We start from the raw sequence: 3,920 nt of genomic DNA, 5'->3' as shown, positions 1-3,920 counted from the left end.
CTGACTCCACACCACTGATAAAAGAGGGTGATAAGTCTATACAAACTTGCTTGATATTCTGTCTCTGGGTACCTTTAGTTTCCAGATAATCAGCTATTTTCGTAATGGTGTCTGCTCCCTTGCCCTCAGTTGCATGTACTACCCTTGAAGTTTTCATATCCACCGCAACGGTTATATAATCATGCCCCTTTTTAGAACTTGTCTCGTCTATTCCCAATGTTGAAATATCACTATGATCTGCACCACAATAAGCAATTCCAAGCCAATAATTAAAGATATTCCAGATGCGATTGGGGTAAACTCCAATCACTTTGCCTACCTTGTTGACTGGCATTTCTTGCTCTATTAACAACATACTAAATGCCTCAAACAGAAGTGTAAAACCACTACCTTCCCGTGCCCACGGTACTGAGACTTGTTCAACCTTATTCTCAACAGTTTTTACACGTGGTATTTTACAATGTAGGTAACACTTATGCTCAAAAAAATTCTGGTGCCGCCACTTCCTATCTACTCTATCATGTACAGTACTCTTGCCAGTCTTATCAATAAAAAATCCAACTTTGTAGTCAATCGTTAAATGAAGCTCTTTTTGATAATCCCCATCCAAAAACTCTACTTTTGAAACATACCACGGCTCATTTAAACCTAAAGCCAATTGAAATATTTGTTCACTATTCATTGAACAAATATCAGAAACAAATTTTATCTTACCCACTTAATTCAACATAGCACCACTTTATTGAAAATTACAAACGCCATTTAACTGACATAAACTTTGATTACGTAATAGAAAATAAGAAAGCATTAAAAACAACAAAAATGAACAGCTTAAAATATTTAAGCTGGGTTTTATTTGGTTGACTTATTGGCGGAATTCCATCTGCTTTGATAGCTCATTGGACTGGAATTGACTCAATTGTTTCGTTAGGTGCTGCAGGCGGTGCCATCGGACTTTTAACAAAGAAAATAAATGACGAAAAGCTGAAAAACGCCCTATAACTTGTCCTAAGTCAAGTGGTGCTGGCGGAAATAATTGAACATTATGAACTTTATTTTAAATTTGTAGTAAGGCTGAGCAGAAGGAATTCTATTTCCCCACTTGTTAAAAGACCTGAGAGTTATCTAAATGTTAAACTAACTGGCAACTCATAAATGGAAGAACCAAAACCAAAATCAATACGAACCATTGGACTAATAGTTTCAATTTTTTCTGGATTTATCATTTTTAGCAATGGAATGGGGGCTTTAGCATTCTCAATAATAGATTTTGGAGATGAACTGAGTGGACAAAATGAATTTTTGGATTTTAATCCTATTGGATTTCTATTTGCCAACTATATTTATATGTGTTTAATTATGGTAACAATTGGAGTTTTATACCTCATTGGTGGGCTTAGTGTTCAGAAATACAAATTGTGGGCGAACAAACTTGTTACTTATATATCAGCCATTCTATTAATTTTAATATGGACATTTATGGTTGTAATGTTAAGAATGACAGCAGAACATGAGAGTATGAAATTGTTCAATATTGGAATAATTATTTCAGCTGTATTTTGGTCCACACCAATTGGGCTTTTAATTTGGTTTTTAAACCAAGGGAATATAAAGAAGCACTTTGTATAAAAATATCCCGCTCTTCAACATGTTCCGCAGGGCATGTCGAAGCTAGATAAAATGGGATTTTCAATCCGAATTAAAGTTTCTGCAAAACAATTGGCCAAGTACTAGTTTTATAATAGTTGCCTCAAATGATATTTAAATACCATGTTCTATAATGATTCTGCTTTCATGGCGGCTTCATGAAAGTTTTATATGTATAAAACATAGCATGGAATTACTAATTACCTCCGTTGGAAACTTATTTTTAATTGCGTCTTAAATATTTATCTCAATAAAATTGCTAATTTTTTAGAACCAACTTTTAGAAGGACTGCTAACTAAATAATATAATTCCTTTTTGGCAACATTGATTAGAAATTAAATCAGACTCAGGCTCAATGTGCTATAAACTAAGCCGTTAAATAAAACCTTTCGCTTTATTCCTTTGTGTTATTATAAAATTTCAAAAAAAATTTAAAGCTTTGAAAAACTTTATATTTAACACCATGAAACAAAATATCCTTTGCATTTTTATGCTCTTGTGCAGTACCTACATTTTTGCTCAAAACGCCAAAGTTATAGATTCGCCTAGTGGAAGCGTGATTTCTAATATTGGGGGCACTGACATTCCTTATTCTACTTCTATTTTAGATATAAGAAGCAGTACTAAAGGTGTACTTTTTCCTCGTGTGGGTGCAGATTTAGCATCGCCTACAGAAGGATTGCTTTATTACAACACCACAGGCCACAATTTCCGTTATTATGATGGTACGGCTTGGCAAAACGCCCTTTTTGGCAACCAATGGAATGTGAATGGAACAAAAATATCCTACTCACTTGGTAATGTGGGCATTGGTGTGGCAGATCCAATTTTTAAATTAGATGTTGGGGGTTCATTTCATACTACTGGCGATATTCGTACTGATGGATATGTAGGAATTGGGGGCTCTCCAAACTATAAATTAAATATATTTGATGGTAGTTTGGCCATTTCAAATACAACCGATGCTAAAACTTGGACTTTTAATTACAATTCCACCAATAATGGGCTGCAGTTTAATGAAGATGGAGTCTCGTCAAGGTTAAATATTGAAAATGGAGGAAATGTAGGAATTGGAGTTGTAAATCCAGCTTATAAATTAGATGTAGCGGGTAACATTCATACGTCAAGTGGTTTGGTGGTTGATGGAAATGCAACATTTAATGGTAGTGCTTCTGTCGAAGGGCCAATGACAGTAAATAGTGGTGGTGGCGTAGCCTATAATAACTTGAGCAGTAACAATATTAAAATTGCACGTTTTGTGACTCCCCAACCAGCAGCTTGGGGAATCTCTCCTGCTGAGTATCCTATACCAGCACATGGCTCACGTGAAATTACAATTGCTCTACCTGCTGGCTTTACAAGTACCCCTGCTGTAATGGTGGCCAGTCAACATTCATCAGGTGGAGATGCTGGCGAATTATACCGAGCTATTTTGGTAATATATGGTTGTAATACTACGCAATGTACTGGAAAAATAATAAATACTGACAATGCAGCTATAGACTATTGGGTTAGGTGGAATTTGGTAGCTATGCAGTTTTAAAATTATTTTCCAAAGCTAAATTTTGATTTTTGAAAGAATTTAAAAGCTGACAAAAATGGTTCATGCTCCGCTTTTCGACATCCAGATCTTCCACATGTTCCGCAGGGCATGTCGAAGCTAGATAAAATGGGATTTCCAATCCGACCTATTGGCAGGATATTTATATTTTCTCAATTTGAATGGATCAATTCTCGTCCCATTATAATCTCCACAAAACTATTCAGATATTCTTCTTCCTTTTCTATAATTCCTATTCTAACTGGATCCGCTCTTCCTTTACTTTAGCAGATGAAAAAAGAATTGAAAAATACGAGTAATTAGGATAAATTTATCTCGGTAAATTTTCCTAAGTGGGAAGCAGGTGAACCTACCCGCTCTGCAAGCCGAAACTATCCTTCGATAAAGGCCCTGCCTCCCTCACTCAATCTAAACCAATTTAGCTATTTAGAACCAGTTCGTGCTGATAATCTTATAAAGGCTTTTGTCGATTTGAGTTTACTTAGGTCAATTTTTCTTTTCACTTTAAAATTAAGTTTTTATGAAACAAAATGAAAATTTAGAGATTGATTTTTTTGTTGGCATTGACATGTCTAAAGACAAATTTGATGTTGGAGTTATGGATAAGTCTGGTGTTAGAATTGGTCATAAAAAATTCAATAACAATGACTTAGGTTTTGAAGAACTGTTTACATGGCTCTCTAATAGCTTAAAAACAGACAAGTTATTTTT

The 3,920-nt window shown here is 34.9% G+C and carries 4 protein-coding genes; 3 read left to right on the top strand and 1 reads right to left on the bottom strand.

From position 1 onward, the window contains the following. The coding region (locus EGI31_RS14170; RefSeq protein WP_255036274.1) for a transposase at nt 1-682 on the bottom strand (682 nt) is incomplete at its 3' end. Nucleotides 683-1,155: 473 nt separating this feature from the next. Here EGI31_RS14170 and EGI31_RS14165 point away from each other — a divergent pair. From EGI31_RS14165 to EGI31_RS14155, 3 genes are all read left to right on the top strand, one after another. After that, nucleotides 1,156-1,629 carry a hypothetical protein gene (locus EGI31_RS14165; protein ID WP_255037880.1) on the top strand — a complete coding sequence of 158 codons (474 nt, stop codon included), beginning with the start codon at nt 1,156-1,158 and terminating at the stop codon, nt 1,627-1,629. 458 nt (nt 1,630-2,087) lie between these two features. Beyond that, a complete protein-coding gene (locus tag EGI31_RS14160) occupies nt 2,088-3,191 on the top strand; it encodes a phage tail-like protein (protein ID WP_255037879.1) in 1,104 nt (367 codons plus the stop codon). A gap of 538 nt (nt 3,192-3,729) precedes the next feature. After that, on the top strand, nt 3,730-3,920 hold a 191-nt coding region (locus EGI31_RS14155), incomplete at its 3' end, for an IS110 family transposase (RefSeq protein ID WP_255037875.1).

This window comes from Lacihabitans soyangensis (assembly GCF_024343775.1).
Lineage (GTDB): Bacteria > Bacteroidota > Bacteroidia > Cytophagales > Spirosomataceae > Leadbetterella > Leadbetterella soyangensis.
This window is presented reverse-complemented; position numbering and strand designations above follow the sequence as displayed.